The organism is Variovorax sp. OK212 (genome assembly GCF_900112425.1).
Lineage (GTDB): Bacteria > Pseudomonadota > Gammaproteobacteria > Burkholderiales > Burkholderiaceae_C > Variovorax.
The window spans coordinates 206,642-228,880 of record NZ_FOLP01000006.1 but is presented as its reverse complement, the minus strand read 5'-3'; the positions used below and the strand labels follow the sequence as shown (position 1 = coordinate 228,880).

Annotated in this window: 20 protein-coding genes and 1 riboswitch; of the genes, 13 read left to right on the top strand and 7 right to left on the bottom strand. The window is 68.5% G+C overall.

The features are described 5' to 3' along the window. Positions 1–183 precede the first annotated feature (183 nt). Positions 184–4,008: a DUF748 domain-containing protein gene (locus tag BM004_RS19955; protein ID WP_093216053.1), complete on the bottom strand. Its 3,825-nt coding sequence runs from the start codon at positions 4,006–4,008 to the stop codon at positions 184–186. A 637-nt stretch (positions 4,009–4,645) separates the two neighbouring features. Between BM004_RS19955 and BM004_RS19950 the strand changes: the two genes are divergently transcribed. The 3 genes from BM004_RS19950 to nrdR all read left to right on the top strand — a co-directional run bounded on the left by BM004_RS19950 (position 4,646) and on the right by nrdR (position 7,404). After that, positions 4,646–5,485, top strand: coding sequence for a lytic transglycosylase domain-containing protein (locus BM004_RS19950; RefSeq protein ID WP_093129752.1), 840 nt, complete (start codon positions 4,646–4,648; stop codon positions 5,483–5,485). Between the two features lie 42 nt (positions 5,486–5,527). Beyond that, a riboswitch (ZMP/ZTP riboswitch) is annotated at positions 5,528–5,653 on the top strand. Positions 5,654–5,694: 41 nt separating this feature from the next. Continuing rightward, entirely contained in the window at positions 5,695–6,939 is a 1,245-nt protein-coding gene (gene glyA, locus BM004_RS19945; RefSeq protein ID WP_093129751.1) for a serine hydroxymethyltransferase, read from the top strand. Between the two features lie 21 nt (positions 6,940–6,960). After that, the gene (nrdR, locus tag BM004_RS19940; protein ID WP_057594475.1) at positions 6,961–7,404 is read left to right on the top strand and encodes a transcriptional regulator NrdR; all 444 of its coding nucleotides are present in this window, start codon (positions 6,961–6,963) and stop codon (positions 7,402–7,404) included. A 4-nt stretch (positions 7,405–7,408) separates the two neighbouring features. Here nrdR and BM004_RS19935 read toward each other — a convergent pair whose 3' ends face one another. From BM004_RS19935 to pilV, 6 genes are read right to left on the bottom strand one after another with little or no spacing between them, the layout of a single operon-like run. Further along, positions 7,409–8,014, bottom strand: coding sequence for a GspH/FimT family pseudopilin (locus BM004_RS19935; RefSeq protein ID WP_093216357.1), 606 nt, complete (start codon positions 8,012–8,014; stop codon positions 7,409–7,411). Then, positions 8,011–8,427, bottom strand: coding sequence for a type IV pilin protein (locus BM004_RS41470; protein WP_093216356.1), 417 nt, complete (start codon positions 8,425–8,427; stop codon positions 8,011–8,013). The genes BM004_RS19935 and BM004_RS41470 overlap by 4 nt, the downstream gene beginning before the upstream one ends. Then, positions 8,424–11,972, bottom strand: a complete 3,549-nt coding sequence (locus BM004_RS19925; protein WP_177206546.1) for a pilus assembly protein — start codon at positions 11,970–11,972, stop codon at positions 8,424–8,426. Before BM004_RS19925 ends, BM004_RS41470 begins: the two co-directional genes overlap by 4 nt. Positions 11,973–11,983: 11 nt before the next feature. Further along, positions 11,984–12,637 (bottom strand): pilus assembly PilX family protein, encoded by a 654-nt coding sequence (locus BM004_RS19920; protein ID WP_093129749.1) that lies wholly within the window; start codon positions 12,635–12,637, stop codon positions 11,984–11,986. After that, positions 12,634–13,608 carry a PilW family protein gene (locus BM004_RS19915; protein WP_093216353.1) on the bottom strand — a complete coding sequence of 325 codons (975 nt, stop codon included), beginning with the start codon at positions 13,606–13,608 and terminating at the stop codon, positions 12,634–12,636. Before BM004_RS19915 ends, BM004_RS19920 begins: the two co-directional genes overlap by 4 nt. Then, the gene (gene pilV, locus BM004_RS19910) at positions 13,586–14,170 is read right to left on the bottom strand and encodes a type IV pilus modification protein PilV (RefSeq protein ID WP_177206545.1); all 585 of its coding nucleotides are present in this window, start codon (positions 14,168–14,170) and stop codon (positions 13,586–13,588) included. The genes BM004_RS19915 and pilV overlap by 23 nt, the downstream gene beginning before the upstream one ends. A gap of 170 nt (positions 14,171–14,340) precedes the next feature. Here pilV and ribD point away from each other — a divergent pair, with 170 nt between their 5' ends. From ribD to tolA, 10 genes are all read left to right on the top strand, one after another. Beyond that, the gene (gene ribD, locus BM004_RS19905; RefSeq protein ID WP_093216046.1) at positions 14,341–15,468 is read left to right on the top strand and encodes a bifunctional diaminohydroxyphosphoribosylaminopyrimidine deaminase/5-amino-6-(5-phosphoribosylamino)uracil reductase RibD; all 1,128 of its coding nucleotides are present in this window, start codon (positions 14,341–14,343) and stop codon (positions 15,466–15,468) included. A gap of 131 nt (positions 15,469–15,599) precedes the next feature. Further along, positions 15,600–16,265 carry a riboflavin synthase gene (locus BM004_RS19900; protein WP_093216043.1) on the top strand — a complete coding sequence of 222 codons (666 nt, stop codon included), beginning with the start codon at positions 15,600–15,602 and terminating at the stop codon, positions 16,263–16,265. Next, a complete protein-coding gene (gene ribBA, locus BM004_RS19895) occupies positions 16,262–17,416 on the top strand; it encodes a bifunctional 3,4-dihydroxy-2-butanone-4-phosphate synthase/GTP cyclohydrolase II (RefSeq protein WP_093129745.1) in 1,155 nt (384 codons plus the stop codon). The genes BM004_RS19900 and ribBA overlap by 4 nt, the downstream gene beginning before the upstream one ends. A gap of 6 nt (positions 17,417–17,422) precedes the next feature. Further along, positions 17,423–17,887 (top strand): 6,7-dimethyl-8-ribityllumazine synthase, encoded by a 465-nt coding sequence (gene ribH, locus BM004_RS19890; RefSeq protein ID WP_093129744.1) that lies wholly within the window; start codon positions 17,423–17,425, stop codon positions 17,885–17,887. Further along, positions 17,884–18,429 carry a transcription antitermination factor NusB gene (gene nusB / locus BM004_RS19885; protein WP_093129743.1) on the top strand — a complete coding sequence of 182 codons (546 nt, stop codon included), beginning with the start codon at positions 17,884–17,886 and terminating at the stop codon, positions 18,427–18,429. The genes ribH and nusB overlap by 4 nt, the downstream gene beginning before the upstream one ends. Continuing rightward, positions 18,426–19,631: a pyridoxal phosphate-dependent aminotransferase gene (locus tag BM004_RS19880; protein WP_093216041.1), complete on the top strand. Its 1,206-nt coding sequence runs from the start codon at positions 18,426–18,428 to the stop codon at positions 19,629–19,631. The genes nusB and BM004_RS19880 overlap by 4 nt, the downstream gene beginning before the upstream one ends. Then, positions 19,628–20,086, top strand: coding sequence for a tol-pal system-associated acyl-CoA thioesterase (ybgC, locus tag BM004_RS19875; protein WP_093129741.1), 459 nt, complete (start codon positions 19,628–19,630; stop codon positions 20,084–20,086). The genes BM004_RS19880 and ybgC overlap by 4 nt, the downstream gene beginning before the upstream one ends. Then, a complete protein-coding gene (gene tolQ / locus BM004_RS19870; protein ID WP_093129740.1) occupies positions 20,083–20,805 on the top strand; it encodes a protein TolQ in 723 nt (240 codons plus the stop codon). The genes ybgC and tolQ overlap by 4 nt, the downstream gene beginning before the upstream one ends. Before the next feature lie 15 nt (positions 20,806–20,820). Next, complete coding sequence (locus BM004_RS19865; RefSeq protein WP_093129739.1) at positions 20,821–21,258, top strand: ExbD/TolR family protein; 438 nt, start codon at positions 20,821–20,823, stop codon at positions 21,256–21,258. 3 nt (positions 21,259–21,261) lie between these two features. Next, entirely contained in the window at positions 21,262–22,233 is a 972-nt protein-coding gene (gene tolA / locus BM004_RS19860; protein WP_093216038.1) for a cell envelope integrity protein TolA, read from the top strand. The last annotated feature ends 6 nt before the right edge of the window (positions 22,234–22,239 follow it).

Sequence of the window (22,239 nt, the reverse complement as noted above, 5' to 3'; positions counted from 1 at the left end):
CGGCCGACCGCTGAAATCCGGCCCTAAACGGTGGCGGATGCGGGCGGCGGATGCGGGAAACGCAAGCTGGGGAAATGGATGAACTACATATATAGCAAGCTGAAGAAAAAAACCAAGCCCCCCGAAAGTTCCATACGGGGATTGCCGGGCTGCGGGGGTCGGCTGCGCCGCGAAAGGCCGGCCTTATTTCATCGTGAGGCTCAGCTCCGCGCCCGGCTTCCAGTCGGCGCCGCTGGCATTGGTGCGAACCGCGCCCAGGAACAGGCGCTCGCTCGGCAGTTTCTTGGCGAGCAGGTAGTCGCGCACCGCGGCGCCGCGCTCGACCGCCAGCTGGCGCATCGATTCCTCGTCGACCGGCACGCTGGCGAACAGCAGGTTCTCCATGTCCTTGAGCGGCAGGTCTTTCGCCAGGCCGACCATGTTGCGCGGCTTGGTGATGTCGGCGCGCTTGTAGACGGCGGTCAGCAGGTCGGGGTATTCGGCGTCGGTGACCGGGGGCACATCGGTGCCGGTCTGGCCGCCACGCACCGCCACGCGGCGCTTTTCGGCATAGGTCAGCTGGCGCACGCGCTGGCGCTGGTAGGCGTCGCGCTCCTTCTCGAGGTTGGAGGTGCCGATCACCGTCATCTGCAGCGTGGGCCGGTCCGTGAGCGCCTTGGCGACCTTGTCCAGGCTTTCCTTGGCGCTGGCGCTCAGCTCGGAGCCGCCCGGCTCGAAGGTGATGGCGCTCGACTCGCCGCTGCCGCCGCCGAGCCCGCCGGTCAGCAGGCTGAACGGCGCGGTCACGGCCTTCACGATCAGGTTGACCACGGCCTTCCAGATCAGCGGGCCGACGCTGAACTGCGGGTCGTTGAGCGAGCCGCTGAGCGGCAGGTCGACGTCGATCACGCCGTTGCGGTCGGCCAGCAGCGCCACGGCCAGCTTCACCGGCAGGCTGGCGGGCGCACCGGCCACCTCTTCGCCGAATTGCAGCTGGTTGAGCACCAGCTTGTTGGTGGCCGTGAGCTGCCCGTCGGGCGCCACCTTGTAGTTGACGTCCATGCTCATCTTGCCGCGCTCGATGCCGTGGCCGGCATAGCGCACCGCGTACGGCGACAGCGGCGCCAGGTCGAGGTCGCGCATCTTGGCGGTGATGTCGAGCTCGAGCGGCTTGGCCAGCGGGTTGAGCTTGCCGGTGATTTCCAGCGCGGCGGTCTGCTGCGCCTTGCCGCGCAGCTCGAGGTCGGCCAGCGCCGGCCGGCCGCCCTCGCCCTTCGGCGGGTTCGACGAGAAGGAACTCAGCTTGCCGGTCAGCTCGCTGAGGTCGGCCGAGTAGTTCGGCTTGACGAACAGGTCGGTGAAGTCGATCTTGCCGTTGACCAGGCTCATCGGGCCGAAGTTGATGACCGGCGCGGGCCCGGTGTCCGCGCTCGCCTGCGCCGTGGCTGCGGGCGCGGCCGCTGGCCTGGCCGGCTCGGGCGTGCCGCCGACCATGGCCTCGGCCGACACGGGCGCGCCGCCCGTCGTGCGGGCGGGCGCGCCGCGGGTCGTGGTGGTGGTGCCGCCCGGGCCCTTGCGGGTGCTGGCTTCGCCGGCGGCTGCCGTTGCCGCCGCGGCGGCGTTGGCTTCCGCCTCGCCCTTCTTGGTGAGGCTCAGCAGGTTGAGGCGGCCCGTGGGGTCGACGATCACGCGGGCGAAGAAGTCGGTCAGCGTGGTTTCGCGCACGTCCACGTTCGGCGGCGCATTCGGCGCCATGCTGACCTGCAGGCCGCGCAGGCTCAGCGTCTTCCAGCTCAGCAGCTGGTTGGTGTTGCGGTCGAAGCCGGGCGACTGGGTCAGCGAGACGCTGTTGGCGCGGAAGTCGTCGAGCGCGGTGTCGCCGGCCAGCTTGATGCTCATGCCCGCCGGCGAGGTCGCGTAGCGCACCGTGCCGCGGTAGCTCGCGAAGGCGCGGCGGATGTCGACGTTGAGCGCATCGGCGTAGTACGCCTTGAAGGCGTGCGCCGGGAACGACGCCACTTCGAGCCGGCCCTCGGCCGCTAGCGGCTTGAGCACGATGTTGCCCTTGTAGTCGAAGCGGCCCGGGTCGGAACGCCCGGAGCCGATGCGCCCGGACACTTCGAGCGGCGACGTGGTGTTGGTCTCGGGCGCGAGCTTCTGGGCGTGCAGCTTGAAGGCGGTGACTTCGACGGTCACCGGCGTGGCACCGGCCTTGTCCGCATACGAGAGTGCCCCGTTGTCGACGGCCAGCGTGCCGATGGTCAGCGCCCACGGCTTGGTGTTGGCGCCGGGCTGCGGCGTTTCGGCGGCGGCGGGCTTGGGCGCGGCGACCTTGGCATCGGCCTCCTTGGTGCCGCCGCCGGCCGGCGTCTTGAGCCAGCGCTCGAACATCCAGCGCTTCTCGTTGTCGCGCTCCACGCGCACCTTGGGGTTGGTCGCGGTGAACGAGGCGATGTTCAGCGTGTGCCGGGTCATGTCGACCTTGGCATCGACCAGCTCGAAGCGCCCGACGCTGGCAAGCGCCGTCTTGGCCTGGGTCAGCGCGAGCCCGTCGGCGGCCAGGCGGCGCGCCTTGAACTTCAGCTCGGGCTGCGCCCAGGCGATGTCGATCTGGCCGCTGAGCTTGCCGTCCAGCGTGGGCTCCAGGCTCTGCGCCAGGTACGGCGCGGCCAGCGACAGCGGCAGGCCGTCGACCTCGGTCTGCACGTCGGCCACCTTGTCGGTGGCGCTGCCCTTGAACTTGAGCGACGCGCCGGCCAGGGCCGTGCTGCCGCTGAACTGGGCCGGCTTGTCCATCGGCCAGGTGACGGCCGTGACGTCGATGCCGAGTTCGGTCAGGGCGACCGCCGCGGCCGGGCTGACGGTTTCGTCACGCCAGCCGATGCGCCCGCCGCTCAGCGCGACCTTGTCGACCTGCACCTTCAGCACCGGTTTTTCGGCCGGCTTGCCGGCCGGCGCGCTGGCGGCGGCCGCCGGCAGCGGCGCCGCCTTTTCGGTCGCGCCCGTGGCCGGATCGGTCGCCAGCAGGTTGAGCTGGCCGGCGGCATCGCGCGCCACCGCCAGTTGCGGATTGACCAGCGCCACTTCGCTCAAATGGAACACCGATTCAAGCGGGCGCACATCGGCCACCGCGACCTTGAGCGACTCGAAGGCCAGCAGGTCGCGGCCGCGCGCGTCGGCCACCTTGGTGCCGTGCGCCTCGACCGTGCCCGTGATCTTCAGGCCGTCGGTGGCGCCGTGCTCGAAGCCGATCTTCAGGTCGGCGTCCAGGCTGCCGGCCTGCACGCGCACCGGCACGCTGCCCGGGATGTAGCCGAGGTACGGCACCAGGTCGAGCCCCTTGAACTGCACGTGCGCGTCGGTCTTGCGGCTTTCGGCGAAAGGCGTGGTGAAGGCGGCCGAGTCGAACTGGCTGCCGTTGAGCACGAACGCGAGCTTGGGCTCGGTGTTGATGTCGCGCTTGGAGTCGAGGTTGCTCAGGAACGGCACCTTCAGCACGAAGTCGCGCAACTCGTGCTTGCGCTTGACGGTCTGGTCGTCGAACTCGACCGAGCCACCGTTGATCGCGATGTTGTAGATGGCAAAGCGCGCGGGCTTGGCGTTCGGGTCGGGCGGCGGGCCGGCCGAGAGCTTGGCCAGGATGTCGTCGATGTCGTATTTGCCGTCCGCCAGGTGCGTGAGCAGGATGGCCGGCGCGTCGATCGTGACCGCGTCGATCACCGGAGCGAGGCGAAAGATCGACTGCAGTTCGGCGTCGGCGTAGATCCGGCCGATGGCCACCTGCGGCTTGCTGCCGTCGGCGGTGGCGATGCGCAGGTCGTTCAGCGTGAGCTCGAGCGTCCAGGGCTTGAAATCGATCTTGCCGACGGTGACTTGCCGGCCCAGTTTTTCACTGGCGATCTTCTGGAGCTGGCTCTTGGCGATCGGGGGCACCGCCAGCCAGGCGATGACCCAGAACGCCAGCAGAACCAGCAACGCGACGATCCCACGCCGCACCCATTTGTTTTGTTTGATCGAAGCGAAGTCCATCGCGGGAGTGTGCCGCAAAGAGGTGCGCAATCCCACCCGCTCCCAAGGCCCCGGAAATCTCATCGGGCCCAGAAGCAAGAAAGCCCGGCAACACGACGGACTGTCGGGTTGCCGGGCTTGATGGCGGGCATAAGACCCATGCCATCGATTCGCGCGACAGGAAGTCGATGGTTCCCACCGTGCTGGCAGCAAGAGATTGCCACCGTGGATCCTCGGACGCTGAGCCCTTGACTTGCACCTCGGACTGCCGGACCTCGGAAAAACGCCTGAAACCTCAGGCCCGTTCAGATTAGGCGGCGCACCCTCGGATTGCAAACGCGTTTTACAAAGGGATTTCCCGTAAGCAGAAACGCCTCGAAACCGTCACGTTTTTAAGCATTCATTAGCATAAAGAATCAATTCATTATGCTTGACCGAGTATTAACCCACGCTAGAATCCGCCCTGCTCTGACCGCCCGACGCGGCAGAGCCTCCCTGAATCCGCTGCCGAATCCCAACCGGCTTGATCAGGTCACCGCGCTCCCAACCCCCTTCACTCCATGCGCGGAGCCTGATTCGTACCAATCCAAGCGCCGCTGCCTTCATCCCATCGCCTTCATGGCGCTGCGAGCCGGGTGCCGCACAGAAAGGAAGAGCGATGAACAAGGCGTTCGATGCCACAGCCCGAGGGCTAAGGACCTTCGTGTCCGACGTGGCAGACGGCTTTTTTGAAATCACCCACAACGGGTTTGCACTGGTCGGCCTGGCCATCGTGTTCGCGGCACTCGCCCTCGTGGCCCGCCCGGACCTGCGCAAGACCGGCGAGGAGCAACTGATGGGCTGGCTGCAGTCGCGCAAGCCTGCGCCTGAAGCCACCGATCTGGAGCCGACCGCCATCGAGCGCACCACGGCCGCGAGCCCCGCCGACCTGCCCAAGCAGCAGGCCGCCGTGGCGTACTGGCTGAGCAAGAAGTACCGCGTGGCCGCCGAGCCGCTGAGCGTGCTGGTGGCCGAGGCCTATGGCATCGGCAAGCGCACGAAGATCGATCCGACGCTGATCCTCGCCATCATGGCCGTGGAATCCAGTTTCAATCCGTTCGCCCAGAGCCATGTCGGCGCGCAGGGCCTGATGCAGGTCATGACCCGCGTGCACGGCGACAAATACGAAAGCGCGGGCGGCACGCTCACCGCCTTCGACCCGGTGACCAACATGCGCGTGGGCGTCAAGGTGCTGCAGGAATGCATCGCCCGCGCCGGCTCGCTCGAAGGCGGCCTTCGCTACTACGTCGGCGCGGCCAACCTCGAGGACGACGGCGGCTACGCTGGCAAGGTGATGGCCGAGCACGAGCGCCTGCAGCAAGTGGCCAACGGCCGCGCACCGTCCACGACGGTCACGCCGCCGGGCGTGCGCGCCCAGCCGCTGCCCGTGGTGGCCCCGGCCAAGCCTGAAGAAGGCAGCGAGCCGGCCAAGGTCGCCCTGCTTTCTTCCGTCTCCTGAACGCCCGGGGCGAGGACGCTCCTGGCGGGTGTGAGCTACACTCCGCATGTACGCGACTGGCGATAGGCGCAGCACCCGCTAACGGTGCCCCGCGCTGACGTGGAATACCACTGGGAAGCGTGCCGCCTGACCACAACAGGCGTTCAGCCGTTCGCCTGGGCAGCCCTTGTTTGGTTGAAGAACAAGGACCTCGTCTTCAAAGGACTGCCATGTACCAACGCAACAACCTGGTCGAACAGACCGATCCCGAAATCTGGGCTGCGATTCAAGCCGAAAACGCACGCCAGGAACACCACATCGAGCTGATCGCCAGCGAGAACTACGCCTCGCCGGCCGTTATGGCCGCCCAGGGCTCGCAGCTCACCAACAAGTACGCCGAAGGCTACCCGGGCAAGCGCTACTACGGCGGCTGCGAGCACGTCGACGTGGCCGAGCAACTGGCCATCGACCGCATCAAGCAGATCTTCGGTGCCGACGCCGCCAACGTGCAGCCGCATTGCGGCGCCTCGGCGAACGAAGCCGTGATGCTGGCGTTCCTCAAGCCCGGCGACACCATCATGGGCATGAGCCTGGCCGAAGGCGGCCACCTGACCCACGGCATGCCGCTGAACATGAGCGGCAAGTGGTTCAACGTCGTGAGCTACGGCCTGGACGCCAACGAAGCCATCGACTACGACGCCATGGAACGCAAGGCGCATGAACACATGCCCAAGCTGATCATCGCGGGCGCCTCGGCCTACTCGCTGCGCATCGACTTCGAGCGCTTCGCCAAGGTGGCCAAGGACGTCGGCGCGATCTTCATGGTCGACATCGCCCACTACGCCGGCCTCGTGGCCGCAGGCGTGTACCCCAACCCCGTGCCCTTCGCCGACGTGGTCACCTCGACCACCCACAAGAGCCTGCGCGGCCCGCGCGGCGGCATCATCCTGATGAAGTCGCAGCACGAGAAGGCGATCAACAGCGCCATCTTCCCCGGCCTGCAAGGCGGCCCGCTGATGCACGTGATCGCCGCCAAGGCCGTCGCGTTCAAGGAAGCCATGGCACCCGAGTTCAAGACCTACCAGCAACAGGTGGTCAAGAACGCCCAGATCGTGGCCGACACGCTCACCCAGCGCGGCCTGCGCATCGTGAGCGGACGCACCGAAAGCCACGTGATGCTGGTCGACCTGCGTTCGAAGGGCATCACCGGCAAGGAAGCCGAAGCCGTGCTGGGCAGCGCCCACATGACGATCAACAAGAACGCGATCCCCAACGACCCCGAAAAGCCGATGGTCACCAGCGGCGTGCGCATCGGCACCCCTGCCATGACCACGCGCGGCTTCAAGGACGAAGAGGCCCGCATCACCGCGAACCTGATCGCCGACGTGCTCGAGAACCCGCGCGACGCGGCGAACATCGACGCGGTGCGCGCCAAGGTCCACGCCCTGACGAGCCGCTTCCCTGTCTACCGCTGATCGCCCGGAAAAGCTGGCCGCATGAAGTGCCCTTTTTGCGGTCATCTTGAAACGCAGGTCGTGGAGACCCGCGTTTCGGAAGACGCCGACTTCGTTCGCAGGCGCCGCCAGTGCGGTGCCTGCGACAAGCGCTTCACCACCTACGAGCGGCCCGACGTCAACTTTCCCGTGGTCGTGAAGAAGGACGGCAGCCGCGCCGACTTCGACTCGACGAAGGTGCGCGCCTCGATGATGCTGGCGCTGCGCAAGCGCCCGGTGAGCATCGAGCAGATCGACAACGCCCTGCTGCGCATCGAGCAGAAGCTGCTGGCCAGCGGGCTGCGCGAAATAGAGTCGACCAAGGTCGGCGAACTCGTGATGCGCGAACTCAAGAAGCTCGACAAGGTCGCCTACGTGCGCTTTGCCTCGGTGTACCGCAGCTTCGAGGACGTGGACGAGTTCAGGCAGTTGCTGCGCGACATCTGACGGCTCAGCCGTCCTGGTTTTTCCTGCCGCCGCTGCCGCACGCTCCCGTGCCGCAGTCGCCGCGCTGGTCCGGGTTGCAGACCCTGGCCCGCCCCGATGCCGATATCACGATCGATGCCCTGCGGCCCGTTTCGGCCTTCAGCGTGAGGCATCCCGCCCCGAAGCCGGCGCTCGTGGCCCGGCGCGAGAAACCGTTGCTGTCGTAGCGCACGCCTTGCGCGAACCCGTCGCCGAGCGACGCGTCGACGCTGATGCCGTCCGGCAGCGCCTCGAAACGGCGCAATGTTTCCCTGTTCTCCGATTTGTCCGATTTGTCCGATTTCTCGGAGCTCTCCGATTCAGCCTGCGCGGCGACCACGGCCCACCCACCGAGCCAGCTGCGGCCCACGAGCGCAGTGACGCTGACGCTTTGCGAGCGCCGGATGGCCTCCATGCGCGCGAGACTCAAGGCAGCGTTGAAGGCCTGCGCGGCGGCAGAGAGCCGCTGGTTGATCAGCAGGTCCCTGAAGGCCGGCGTGCCGACGGTGGCCAGCACCGCCACGATGGCCACGACCACCATCAGCTCCAGCAGTGTGAAGCCTTCGACGCGCGCACCTTCTCGCGTCTTCATTGCCAGCACCTCACGCGCTGGGCGCCATCGCAGCCCCGCCCGCCCGTGCTGTCGATCCAGAGCGCACCGCCCTGTGGATCGGCAAAGCCCGGCTTCGGGCTCGCCGTGAGCCGGATGCAGCTGTCGATGTTGCTGCGCCCTTCGCAGTTGCCGCTGGCGATCGCGTACTTTCCTTCGGCCCCGCCCTCCCCCGAATCCCCGGCGTAGCGCCGATAGCGGCCGACCTGCGTGTAGTGCCGCTCCTGGTGCTGCATCTGCTGCATCAGCGCAGTGCGGGCTTCGCTGCGCCAGCCCTTGCGCACCATTTCCAGGTACGACGGATAGGAAATGGCCGCCAGGATGGCGACGATCGACACGACCATCATCACTTCGATCAAGGTGAAGCCGCACGCTCGCCTGCTGCCGGTTCTCATGGTTTCGCTCCCCGGTAGTCCACGACCTGCCGCCAGTTCATGCGCCCCGCGCGCTGCGTGACTTTTCCGCCCCCGGCAGGCTGCGCGGTCGACAGCGCGCCCTTGCCTCCCCCACCTCCCCCGCCTCCCCGATTGATGACGGCCAACCGACGCGTTTCCAGCCGGCGGCCGAGCGAATCGGTCGCGCTGTAGCCGCTGTCGCCCAGTTGCACCACCTGCGGCGCGCCCGGCATGCCCGCCTCCGACGGCACGCAGGTGCCGCCTTTCGACAGCCCGGTCATGGCGTTCAGCGCGCAGCTCCGCCCGCCTCCCTCGCCGCATGCGCTCGCGGGCGGAATGAGCGTGTTGAAGAACAGGAGCCCCCCATGCAGTGCCGGGTCGGCGATGACGCGCTCGCCCTTGTCGCGCGACGCCGGCAGGTCGAGGTACCAGCCGCGGCGGCCGGACGTCTTGCCGTCGAAAGCACCAAGCCCGAATGCATCGCCGGTGATCGCGAGCAGCGAAGACCCATCGACGGCGGCGGCCCGCCGCGACTGGAGTTGCGCGCGCGCGGCATGCGCCGGAATCGGCGCACCGCTGTCATACACGCCGTAGACCGTCTGGACGCCATGGTTCGCGCGCCCAAGATCTTCGGGGCTCATGAACTTGCCGGTGCCGAACAGCACGACCGCGCCGCCGTGGGGTCCGATGCCGACCTCCGGCCGCACGGTGATCGGCTGGCGCCGGTCGCGTTCGCTCGAGGCGACCATCAGGGGCTTTGCCTTGAACGGCAAGGCGTTGCTTTCCCGCCAGGGCGCGCCGGCGGTGAAATCGAACTTCCAGAGGTTGCCTTGCGTGTCGCCCGCGTACAGGAAGCGGGTGGCACCGCCAGCGCCCGCATAGTCGCCCGGCACGCCGAGTGCATTGACGACGGTGTTGTCCGCCGGAAGCGGCAGCACGATCTTGTGGTAGTTCACATCGCGCTGCCACGGCGCATTCGAAGGCTTGTCGAGCGAGAGCAGAAACAATGCGGCCCGCTTCTCCGGATTGGCGTTGTTGAAGCCCGAGGGCACCACGGCAAACCACCGGTACCTGGCCGCCTCCGAGCGCGTCGCGGCGACCGTGCGGAATTTCAGGATGCGTGGCGCCTGTGTCTGGTGGCCCATGTCGGCGTCGTCCGCGCCGGTGAACTCCCACATCACCTGCTCCTTGGAAAAGGCCGCGGGGTCGGTCACGTCGAGCGCGAAGACACCGGTGGCACCGCCCCCCGTGCCTGAGACCAAGACGCTGCGCTGCGCGCCGCCCGCCGGCTGAACGTCAACAACCGTTGCGGATCCGTCGGCAAGGCTGCCGTATGCATGGTCCGGCGAGGTGTAGCCCGCCAGCTTCGAGAACAAAGCACGCGGCACATAGGCGAAGAGCTCTTCACCGGTGCGTGCCGAGAACGCGTGGAGCATGCCGTCGTTGGCGCCGACGTACACCGTGGGCGCACGGCCCTGCCGCTCCTCGGTGACGAACGGCATCGAATGGGCCACGCGCCCCATGACCGAATCGCGCACACGGAACACGCCGCCGGCGACGGATTCCTCCTTGCGCCGGTCGCCTCGCAGGTAGGCCAGCCGATCGGCGCCCAGCGCGTCCGATGCGGCGGATTCCGCGTGCGGGGTTGCGCCCAGATGCCCCCTGAGAACGTCGTCGAGCGCGCTCCACTCGAATGGAATGCCTGCACCGGCGGAAGACAGCGTGAAGATCCTGCGCTTCGACGGATCGCGCGCGGCCACGGCCGGCTCGGCCATGGCGCTGCCGGTCAGCAAGGTGCCAGCGTCCCAGTCGGGCCGATCGGCACGGCGCACGCTGCCGGTGGCCTCGTCATAGCTCAACGCATGCGACAGCAACGAGCCCGCGCCACGCTGCCCGGTCGACCGGGACACATACTGGCTGGCGCCCGCCTTCGCGATGCCGACCGACGAGACCGCGCCGTTGACCGCTTCGTCGTCCGCAGGTGCGACCACCTGCCGCAGCACCCTTCGCACCGCCGCCGCCATCTGCCGGGGCTCACCGGCGAGAACGTACGTCCTTGGCTGCGGTTGGCCGTCGGCGTCGATGCCTTCCGCCCACTCGGCATTGCTTTTCACGTCCGGCCGCCCGATGCCGCAGGAGGTCTTGAAGGGATTGCCGTCGCCGTTGATGTCGACGAAGCCACCGTATTTCGCCGCGAGGTGGCGCCCGATGCCGCGCGGCCCCATGTCGATGGCGAAGGTCCGCACGCGCACGTCGGGGTGGTCGCTGCGGATCTTGCCGGTGTTGGCTCCGTAGGCGAGCCCCGCCATGCCCGACACGCGCGCCGGGCGCGACGACGACTCTTTCTCGAACGCGTCCACGGCACGGGTCCCGCTGTCGTCGCCGATTCGGTCGGTGCGCGCTTGCACGTCCCCGACCGTGACGACATGGTTCTTCTGGCACCCGACCGCCACCGGGTCCGCCAGCGCCAGGTCCGCCGAGTCCAAGACACCCCGCCCAGGCCTGACGCCTTGCAGGTAGCGCAGCGACGCCTCGTACAGCTCGCCGACGGCATCGGGCGCGCCGTAGACACCGCCCCGGCCGATGCGGTGTATGGCGTCGATGACGCCTTTCTGCCCGGACGCCCCGGTCTTGAAGACGCCGGTCTGCGGGTCCCACTCGGCCTGCGCGTTGCCGACCTTGTCGAAGGCCGCGTCGGTCTTCAGGGGACCGGCATGCTTCATCGGCGCGAGCAGCGCATCGCCCGGAAGACGGCCGAAGACGGAGAAGCGCAGCCGCTCCGCATTCAGCTGCACCGCGCCGACCGGCTTGCGATGGCCGCTCGGGTACTTGAAGCACAGCGACCCGCGCGCCGCGGCCTCGCCCGGCGCGCAGACGGCCACGCGCGCCAGGTAGGTGCCATGCGTCGCGTCGGTGCCCGGCTCGGCGCACGAGCCTTTGGCCGAGGGGCCGACGAAGATCTTTTCGCCGCAGTTGTTGAAGTGAAGAACATCGCTCACCGGCAAGGGCGTGAACAGGTCGAGCCGGCCCTTCAGGACCTTGTCGGGAAAGTGAACGCTTCGATAGAAGTGCGCCGGCAGCTCCGCGCGCCGCAGCACGGTTCGATCGGGCTCGTCGATCACGCGATCGCCGCCGGTCAACGCCATGCGCACGCCGTCGATGCCCGAGCTTGCAACCCAGTTCAGCAGGTTGCCGCTCCACTGGCGGCTGCAGACGATTTCGCCGCCGGCGCTCTTCTTAGCGGCGGACTCGCGCTTGAAATACCCGTCTGCGCTCGCGTAGCTGTAGCAGCCCATCGGGTCCCAGAGTCCGGCATGGCTCACCGCGGCGTCGAACTCGGCGCGATGCGCCGCGCCGGCATGCGACTCGTCGAGCGCCAGGTTGAAAACCACATTGGGATCGACGCGAGATGCGACCGAGGCCAGCGGCTCGTCCGGCAGCACTGCATCGGGTGGCGTCGCCGCATGGGCGATGACGACCTGGCAGACGGCCAAAGTCATCGCGATCGCCACGATCGCCAGGCACCGGGTTCGATTGCAGCGCATCGCTTCGCTCCTCATGAAAGGCAACCCGGACTGGGCGCCGGTTTGGACAAGGTGGTCTGCAGGACCACCTGCGTTTCCTCGCGCATGCCGTAGCCGATGGCGGTCACGCGAAAGAGGTAGTGCGCGCCGTCGGCGCTCGCGTTCTGCAACAGGTCAGGCTGCCAGTTGCCATGGCTGCGCAGGGCTTCCACGATGTAGCGCGGCGCCCGGGCTGGAAGCGCGCCGGCGCGCGAACCGGTTGCCGCGTCGCCGCTGAGGTAGACCTGCCCGGTGAAGGCGCCGTAGGCGACCGACTTGCCGGCATCGGCCGAGAAGTCCGCGGTCATCCAGGCCGGCTCGGCACCCGGCTCGCCCGGCGCGCAAAGCCCCTGGCGATCGCCACCGCCGGCGCACCCTGCGGCAAAGGCCGAGATGTCCCGGCTGCTGAACAGGCACAGGCGCTGCCGCGCGCTGTCGTTCGGTCCGAGCACGTCGCTTTCGGCGTCGAGCAACGCCGCCTCGGCGGCCTGGAACGCCACCTCGGTGTCGCGGTCGTTGCGCGCGCTGCGCTCGCTCACGAGCGAGGTCTGCGCCGCGCCGAGCGCCAGCACCGTCACGACGAGCAGCATCAGCAGCACGACGATCAGCGAGAACCCGCGCGGCGGGCGGTGCACGGAGCGGCTCATGGCACAGGGCCCGCCACGGCATTGCGCAACATCACGGTGAAGGTGGCCACGCGCCGCAGCCGGCCATCGGCCGGCGGCTTGAAGCCGGCGCCGGGGAATGTGGAGCCCAGCGGATAGAGGGCTTCGTCCGACAGGCGGGGCCACGCGCCGGGCCGGTCGCTGCGCGCCACCATGCCGATGCGCAGCCCGACCACCTTGCGCCATTCGGCCGCGACCTTGTCGGCCGACGGTGCGCCGGCCTCCAGTTGCGCCGCGTCGAGCCAGCGCTCGGGCACGCCGTCGCCATCGCCGTCGTGGCCGAACACGACGTTGAACACCTCGATGCCGCGCGCCAGCGGCTCGGCCTTGAAGCTGCCGTCTTTCTCGCTGCGGTACTTGCAATACAGCTCCGGCTCGCCGTCTGCGGCCTTGGCGATGTAGAAGAAGCTCCATGCGCGGTCGGCCGACGCCTGCGTGCCGGGCATGGGGCCGGCCTGCGGGAAGCCCATGCAGTCGACCATGGTGCCGTCGGGCTCGGTGGCATCGCCGCCGGCGCGGCTGCGGCCGAAGAAGCGCACGAGCAGCGAGTCGCTGCCGTTCACGCCGCGGCTGTTGTTCGTGCCGTGGCTCTCGTCCGTCGCGCCGACACGCGTGTTGCGCGCCCCGACGATGTGCAGTTCGGAGGGGTCGCCGGACGGCGCGCCAGCACCCGGCAACGCGACCTCCCCATCGGCGCCGGTGTGGTCCGGCGTGTAATCGGCATAGCCGGCCTGCCGCACGATGCCCTTGACGACGAAGCCGGCGAACCGCAGCGTGTCTTCCACGGCCTGCGCCTCGGCGTCGGCCGTGAAGAGCTGCTTGCTGCCGACAAACCCGGCGGTGGCGAAGAGCACCACGAGCAGCGCGAGCGCCATCGCGATGAGCAGTTCGACCAGCGTCATGCCACGCTGGCGCGGCCACCCTGCCCGCTCAGGAACCGGGCCGGCCGTCATGGGAATGTCCTGGCACCAGTTGCATCACCAGGCGCGGCGGCGGGTTCGGCTTGCCGGCACCCTCGTTGCCGCGCGGCATCCATCCGAGCTTCACGACCACGCTGTGGCCGGTCTGGCTGCAGGCCCAGGTGTAGGCGCCCTCCGCCTCGCTCCAGGGCGTTTCGTCGAAACACACGCTGACGCGCGCATCGGGCAAGGCCGCGGCGATGCGCTGCTTCCATTCGCGCATGTCCCACGCCGCGAGCTGCGCCGCGTCGCAGGCTGCGTTCGAGGCGCCGCACGACGGGCCTGCGCTACCCGGCGACGCGCCTTCGGTCCATCGCTCGACCAGGTAGGCATTCGCCGGGTCGTTGCGCGCCGCGATGCCCTTGTTCATGCGCGCCTTTTCCGACAGGTCGCGAACGAGGTTGACTGCCGCCGTGAACGTGGCGGCCTCGTTGCTCGTGCGGGCCGAGGCCAGCAGCAGGCTCACGGCGCCGAGCAAGCCCACGCTCAGCACCACGACGGAAACGAGTACCTCCACGAGCGAAAAGCCCGCGCTGAAATGCTTCATTGAAGCCATAGGCCGATGTCCTCCCTGCGCGTGTGCAACTCGGGTTGCCTCTTTGTTCGCGCCATCGAAAGCCGAGCGTAAGCCGGCCCCGGTGGAGGCACGCGCACCGTTCATCCGCGCCCGAATGCCGCTCGTATGATCCAGCGACACCGCTGCCAACTTCTTCCGCCGAACCCGACATGCCCTCTCAAGAACAAGACGCCCTGCACATCGCCACCGCGCTGCGGCTGGCCACGTCGGCGCTGCTGCTGACCGATCCGAACCCGCGCGTGGGCTGCGTGCTGTGCGATGCCGAAGGCCACGTGCTGGGCCAGGGCCACACGCAGAAGGCCGGCGGGCCGCATGCCGAGGTGATGGCGCTGCGCGACGCGGCGGCGCAAGGAAATTCGGTCGAGGGCGCGACGGCGTACGTCACGCTCGAACCCTGCTCTCACCATGGGCGCACCGGCCCCTGCTGCGACGCGCTGATCGCGGCCGGCGTGCGCCGCGTCGTCGCCTCGCTGGCCGACCCGAACCCGCTGGTCGCCGGACAGGGCTTCGACCGGCTGCGCGCGGCCGGCGTGCAGGTCGAGGTGGGCCCCGGCGCGGCCGAATCGCGCGAACTCAACATCGGCTTCTTCAGCCGCATGGTCCGCAAGCAGCCCTGGGTGCGCATGAAGGTGGCGGCCTCGCTCGACGGCAAGACCGGCCTCGAGAACGGCGTGAGCCAGTGGATCACCGCCGAAGCCGCCCGCACCGACGGCCACGCCTGGCGGGCGCGGGCCAGCGCGGTGCTCACGGGCGTGGGCACGGTGATCGAAGACAACCCGCGCCTGGACGTGCGCCTGGTCGAGACGCCACGCCAGCCGCACCTGGTGGTGGTCGACAGCCGGCTGCAGACGCCGCCCGATGCTCACATATTCATAGCAGGCCGCCCGGTCTGGATCTACGCGGCCAGCCGCGACGAGGAAAAAGCCGCGGCGCTCGAAGCGCGTGGCGCCACCGTCACCTGCCTGCCCAACGCCGACGGCAAGGTCGACCTGCCCGCCCTGCTGCGGGACCTGGCGGCGCGCGGGGTCAACGAGCTGCACGTCGAATCGGGCCACAAGCTCAACGGCTCGATGCTGCGCGAAGACTGCGTCGACGAGCTGCTGGTGTACCTGGCGCCCAAACTGATCGGCAAGGGGCTCGACATTGCCAGCCACCTCCACGCGGGCGGCCCGCTGACCTCGCTGGCGGGCGCGCTGCCCCTGGAATTCAAGTCCGTGGACATGCTGGGCCCCGACCTGCGGGTGCTGGCCCGGGTCGCCGGAAAGGACGCCTTCTAGGGCCCGAACGACGGCGGCCGTCGCCGGGCCGGTCCATGGCGCGCCGCGCCTTCCCCTCGGGGCGGCGAATTACATGGCGCAAAGCGCCCATGAAAAGCCGGAGGGCTCGCGATGTCTGCGAAAATGCGCGGATGTTCACCGGAATCATCACCGGCGTGGGGCGCATCGCCGCCATCCACGACCTCGGCACCTCATCCTCCTACGGCAAAAGACTCAGCATCGAGGCGCCTTCGGGTTACCTCGACGACGTCGGGCTTGGCGACAGCATCGCGCTCAACGGCGCCTGCATGACCGTCACCACCCTCGTCCCCGAGCGACAGCAGTTCACCATCGACATTTCCGCCGAGTCCCTCGACAAGACGGCCGGCCTGACCGACGAAGGCGGCCGCATCAACCTCGAGAAGGCCCTGCGCGCGAGCGACCGCCTGGGCGGGCACATCGTGTCGGGCCACGTGGACGGCATCGGCGCCGTGAGCTTCTTCGAGCCGGTCGGCGAAAGCTGGGAACTGCGCGTGGTCGCGCCCCAGGCGCTGGCCCGCTTCCTGGCCTACAAGGGCTCGATCACCATCAACGGCGTGAGCCTCACCGTCAACACGGTGAAAGACATTGCCGACGGCGCCGAGATCAGCATCAACCTGATCCCGCACACCGTCGAAAACACCTCGCTCGGCACCCTGAAGGCCGGCGCGCAGGTCAATCTCGAAATCGATACCGTGGCGCGCTACGTGGAGCGCATGCTTCAGGCGGGCGTGCTGGTGCCCCCCTCTTCCACGTATTCCAAGGACACAGCCGAATGAACGCCTCCGTCACGCCGATCGGCGCCTCCCGCGCCGCGCGCGCCCCCGCCCCGATCTCCCCGGTCGAGGAGATCGTGGCCGAGCTCGCCGCCGGCCGCATGGTGATCCTGGTCGACGAGGAAGACCGTGAGAACGAAGGCGACATCGTCATCGCCGCCGACCACATCACGCCCGAAGCCATCAACTTCATGGCGCGCCATGCCCGTGGCCTGATCTGCCTGACGCTGTCGCGCGAGATGTGCGAACGGCTGCAGCTGCCGCCGATGGTCCAGCGCAACGGCGCCAAGCACTCGACCGCGTTCACCGTGTCGATCGAAGCCGCCGAAGGCGTGACCACCGGCATCTCGGCCGCCGACCGCGCACGCACGGTGCAGGCCGCCGTGGCGCCCGACGCCGTGGCCGCCGACCTGGTGCAGCCCGGCCACATCTTCCCGCTGCAGGCGGTGGACGGCGGCGTGCTCATGCGCGCCGGCCACACCGAAGCCGGTTGCGACCTGGCGGCCATGGCCGGCTGCTCGCCCGCCTCGGTGATCTGCGAGGTGATGAACGAAGACGGCACCATGGCCCGCCTGCCCGACCTGCAGATCTTCGCGGCCGAGCACGACCTGAAGATCGGCACCATCGCCGCGCTCATCGAGCACCGCAGCCGCGTCGAATCGCTGGTCGAGAAGGTCGGCTGCCGCGAGATCCAGACCAACTGGGGCACCTTCACCGCCCACGCCTTCCTCGACAAGCCCAGCCGCGGCGTGCACCTTGCGCTGGTGCGCGGCACCTGGGCGCCCGAAGACACGGTGTCGGTGCGCGTGCACGAGCCGCTGTCGGTGCTCGACGCGCTCGAGATCAACCGCTCGCTGCACTCGTGGAGCCTGGACGCCAGCCTCTCGCACATCGCGAACGAGGGCAAGGGCGTGGCCGTGCTGCTGAACTGCGGCGAAACCGCCGGCGAGCTGCTCGCGCAGTTCGACGGCACCGCGCGCCCCGCGCAAGCCCCCGAGCGCGGCCGCATGGACCTGCGCAGCTACGGCATCGGCGCGCAAATCCTGCGCGAATGCGGCGTGCACAAGATGAACCTGCTGGGCACGCCGCGTCGCATGCCGAGCATGGCAGCGGGCTACGGCCTCGAGATCGCCGGCTACCTCACGAAAGACTGAACGACCATGCAAGGTGCAAACAAGGGCGAAACGACGCCGATCCACGGGAAAGGCCTGCGCATCGGCATCGTGCAGGCGCGCTTCAACGCCGACATCACCGACGCGCTCGCCAACGCCTGCCTCGCAGAGCTCGAAGCCCTGGGCGTGGCCGCCAACGACATCCATCACCTGAAGGTGCCCGGCGCGCTCGAAGTGCCGGTGGCGCTGCAGGCGCTCGCCGAGCGCGGCGGCTACCACGCGCTGGTGGCGCTGGGCTGCATCATCCGCGGCGAGACCTACCACTTCGAACTGGTGGCCAACGAATCGGGCGCGAGCGTGAGCCGCATCGCGCTGGACTACAAGCTGCCCATCGCCAACGCGATCATCACCACCGAAAACCTCGAGCAAGCCGTTGCCCGTCAGACCGACAAGGGCCGCGACGCGGCCCGCGTGGCTGTCGAGATGGCGCAACTGCTGGCCACCCTTTCATGACCGAAGACACCTCCAAGCCCACCAAGTCCGCAGCCGGCAAGCCGCGCCAGTCGCGCGTCGGGCTCACCAGCACCGGTGCGCGCAAGGCTTCGGCCAAGTCGAACCGCAGCCGCGCGCGCGAGTTCGCGCTGCAGGCGCTCTACCAGCACCTGGTGGGCCGCAACGACCCAACCGACATCGACCACTTCACGCGCGACCTCGCCGGCTTCCACAAGGCGGACGCGCTGCACTACGACGCGCTGCTGCACGGCGCGATCGAAGGCGCGGAGCAGCTCGACGCGCTGATCCGCCCGCTGCTCGACCGCAAGTTCGAAGAGATCTCGCCCATCGAGCACGCGGTGATGTGGATCGGCGTGTACGAGTTCCAGAACTGCCTGGACGTGCCGTGGCGCGTGGTGCTCAACGAGTGCATCGAGCTGGCCAAGGAATTCGGCGGCACCGACGGCCACAAGTACGTGAACGCGGTGCTCAACGGTTTGGCGCCGCAATTGCGCCCGCTCGAGGTGGAGGCCGATCGCGCTTCCGGCAAGGCCAAGGCATGAGGATCTCGACGCGCGCACAGCGCATCGAGCCCTTCTATGTGATGGAGGTGGCGAAGGCCGCGGGCGCCCTGGCGCGCGAGGTGGCCCACACCGACCGGCCGATGATCTTCCTGAACATCGGCGAGCCCGACTTCACCGCCCCGCCGCTGGTGCAGGAAGCCGCCGCCCGCGCCGTGCGCGCCGGCGCCACGCAGTACACGCAGGCCACCGGGCTTGACCACCTGCGCGAACGCATCAGCGGCTGGTACCGCCAGCGCTTCAACGTCGACGTGCCGGCCCGCCGCATCGTCGTCACGGCCGGCGCCTCGGCCGCGCTGCAGCTGGCCTGCCTCGCGCTGATCGAGTCGGGCGACGAAATCCTCATGCCCGACCCGAGCTATCCGTGCAACCGCCACTTCGTGAGCGCGGCGGACGGCAAGGCGGTGCTGGTGCCGACCACGGCCGAGGAACGCTTCCAGCTCACGGCCGACAAGGTCGAGGCCGCCTGGAGCGACAAGACGCGCGGCGTGCTGCTGGCCTCGCCCTCGAACCCGACCGGCACCTCGATCGCGCCAGACGAGCTGCGCCGCATCCACGAGGTGGTGTCCAAGCGCGGCGGCATCACGCTGATCGACGAGATCTACCTGGGCCTGTCGTACGACGATGCCTTCGCGCAGACGGCGCTGGCCATCGACGACAACGTCATCAGCATCAACAGCTTCAGCAAGTACTTCAACATGACCGGCTGGCGCCTGGGCTGGCTGGTGGTGCCCGAGGCGCTGGTGCCGGTGGTCGAGCGCCTCGCGCAGAACCTCTTCATCTGCGCGAGCACCGTGTCGCAGTACGCGGCGCTGGCCTGCTTCGAGGAAGAGAGCATCGCCGAGTACGAACGCCGCCGCGCCGAGTTCAAGGCGCGCCGCGACTGGTTCATTCCGCAGCTCGACGCGCTCGGCCTCAGGGTGCCGGTGATGCCCGACGGCGCCTTCTATGCCTGGGCCGACTGCACCTCGTTCGCCGAGAAGCTCGGCATCTCGGGCAGCTGGGACTTCGCCTTCGAGACCATGAAGCGCGCCCACGTGGCCGTCACGCCGGGCCGCGATTTCGGCACGGCCGAGACCGCGAAGTTCGTGCGCTTCTCCACCGCCAGTTCGATGGCGCACCTGCAGGAAGCCATCGAACGCCTGCGTGCGATGGCCGCGATGGCGGGCACCAGGGCGCAATGAGCTACGCGTTCCCGATCCGCGTCTACTGGGAAGACACCGACGCCGGCGGCATCGTGTTCTACGCCAACTACCTGAAGTTCATGGAGCGCGGCCGCACCGAATGGCTGCGCTCCCTGGGCGTCGAGCAGCGCAAGCTGCGCGAGGAAACGGGCGGCCAGTTCGTGGTGAGCGAAACGAAGCTCAAATACCATCGGCCCTCGCGGCTCGACGACGAACTGCTGGTTACCGCCGATCTTCAACAAATGGGCACTGCGTCGTTGATAATCGGTCAACGAGTGCTATCAAAAACAGAGCAAGAGCGTACAGGGGCCTCGGCACCTGTCTTGCTGTGCGAAGGCACGATCCGCATCGGCTGGGTGGACGCCGCCACGTTGCGTCCCGCACGCATACCGAAACAAGTCACGGGAACCCTCGAGCGCTACAGCGGCTCCATGACTCAACCTATCAAGCCATGAACCAAGATCTTTCCATCATCAATCTCCTGCTCCACGCGAGCTTCGTGGTGCAACTGGTCGTGCTGCTGCTCGTGATCGTCTCGATCGCCAGCTGGGCAGCCATCATTCGCAAGTACTTCGCGCTGCGGCGCATGCGCGCGCTGAACGACGACTTCGAGCGCGAGTTCTGGTCGGGCACCAGCCTGAACGAACTGTTCGCCTCGGCCGCGCAGAACGCCAAGTTCGCCGGCCCCATGGAGCGCATCTTCGCCTCGGGCATGCGCGAATATCAGAAGCTGCGCGAGCGCCACGTCACCGACGCGCCCACGCTGCTCGACGGCGCCCGCCGCGCCATGCGCGCGAGCTTCCAGCGCGAGCTGGACGCGGCCGAGCAGAACCTCTCGTTCCTGGCCACCGTGGGCTCGGTCTCCCCGTACGTCGGCCTGTTCGGCACGGTCTGGGGGATCATGCATGCCTTCACCGGCCTGGCCGCCCTCACTCAGGTGACGCTGGCCACCGTGGCCCCCGGCATCGCCGAGGCGCTGGTGGCCACGGCCATCGGCCTGTTCGCCGCCATTCCGGCGGTGGTCGGCTACAACCGCTTCGCCCGCGAGATCGACAAGATCGCCATTGCCCTGGAGACCTACATCGAGGAGTTCTCCAACATCCTGCAGCGCAACCTCTCGGCCAACCCGAACGCCGGCGGCGCTGCAACGTCGGTGGCTCCGGCCAACCGCTGAGCGGAGGCTTCACAGATGCCCGCCGTTTCTTCCCGGGGCCGCGGCCGCCGGACGATCAACGAGATCAACATGGTCCCGTTCATCGACGTGATGCTGGTGCTGCTGATCATCTTCATGGTCACCGCCCCGCTCATCACGCCGAGCGTGATCAACCTGCCCACGGTGGACCGCGCCAACAAGCAGCCCGACAAGCCCATCGAGATCGTCATCAAGAGCGATGACGAAGTGCAGATCAAGAAAGACCCGTCCACCGGCACCGGCGGCACGTCGATCCCCATGACGCAGATCGGTGCCGCGGCCAAGCAGGCCCAGGGCGGCGACGACCAGCGCCCGGTGGTCATCAGCGCCGACAAGTCGGTGAAGTACGAGACCGTCGTGAAGGCGATGAACCAGCTCAAGCGCAGCGGCGTGGAGCGCGTGGGCCTGTCGGTCACGACCACGGGCGGCAAATAAGGCATGTCGCTCGCACTGGATCGCCCCGAGTTCGCGCCACCGCCCCAGCGCGGCACGCCGCGTGCCGTCGTGCTGGCCCTCATTGCGCACGGGTTGCTGATTGCCGCGCTCACCTGGGGCGTGCGCTGGAAAAGCGATCCCGACGAAGGCGCGGTCGACGCCGAGTTGTGGTCGTCCACGGTGCAGCAGGCGGCACCCCGCCTGCAGGCACCGCAGGCGCCCGCGCCGGTTCCCACGCCGCCGCCGCCACCACCTCCCCCGCCCGCACCGGCCCCGACGCCTGTGCCGCCCGCGCCGCCACCGCCACCCGTTGCCAAGGCGCCCGAGCCGGCCCCCGCGCCGAAGGCCCCCGACATTGCCCTGGAGCGCGAGAAGAAGCTCAAGGAGCAGAAGGAACAGAAAGAGCGCGAGCTCGAAAAGCAGCAGCAGAAGAAGAAAGAGCTCGAAGCCAAGCAGCGCGCCGAGGACGAGGCCGAGAAAAAGCAGGAACAGCAGAAGAAGCTGGCCGACCAGAAGAAGCAGCAGCAGGAAGCCGAAGCCAAGAAGGCCGCCGACGCCAAGCAAGCCGAGGCGAAGAAAGCCGAGGCCGCCACGAAGCAGGCTGCCGCCGACCGTGCCGCCGCGCTCAAGCGCATGCAGGGCCTGGCCGGCGCCAGCGGCAGCGACGACGCCAAGGGCACGGCCATGCGCTCGTCGGGTCCGTCCAGCGGCTATGCCGGTCGCATTGCCGCGGCCGTGCGTCCGAACATCACCTTCCCCGATGCCGACACCGTGAACGGCAACCCGGCGGCGGAGTTCGAAGTGAGCCTGGCGCCCGACGGCACCATCGTCAACGTGAAGCTCAGCAAGTCCAGCGGCCTGCCGGGCTGGGACGACGCCGCCGAACGCGGCCTGCGCAAGACCGACAAGCTGCCGCGCGACACCGACGGGCGCATCTTCCCGTCGCTGATCGTCTCGCTGCGGCCCAAGCGCTGAGCCTCC